1 pseudogene is annotated in these 409 nt (G+C 41.3%); it reads right to left on the reverse strand.

From position 1 onward, the window contains the following. Positions 1-219 (reverse strand): annotated as a pseudogene (locus tag AOQ32_RS07925) (1,4-beta-N-acetylmuramidase); the annotation flags it as partial. Positions 220-409 lie beyond the last annotated feature (190 nt).

Below are 409 nucleotides of genomic sequence, written 5' to 3' on the forward strand. Positions count from 1 at the left end.
GTAATAAGTGCCCATGTAATAACGGAAGCCTGTATAAGGTTGGCCATTTTCCAACCAATTCCAGCCACCATTTTCTTGCGAAACTTCTGGTGCATAAACATAACCATTAGCTTGTTTGTCAGCGGCCTGAGCGCCCACACTAGCGCTCAAAGTAATTACTGCAGCACCTGCAACCATCAACGATGCTCTCTTGATAAGTAACATTTTATTCAATTTCATTTTGGTTCCCTCCTTAGGGCTCTTGTTGCTAAACCATATCAATTTTACAGGTCTATTATAACAAATACTGGGCACGGACAAGCCATTTTGAGCCTTTTTCATCGTTCTATTTTCATAGTGAAGGCGCCACACCGGTCGTAATCCAGTTGAAAATTACTAAAATAATGACAAAGCCAACGGCTGCCATAAA

The sequence above is a fragment of the Fructobacillus tropaeoli genome, assembly GCF_001047135.2.
Taxonomy (GTDB): Bacteria; Bacillota; Bacilli; order Lactobacillales; family Lactobacillaceae; genus Fructobacillus; species Fructobacillus tropaeoli.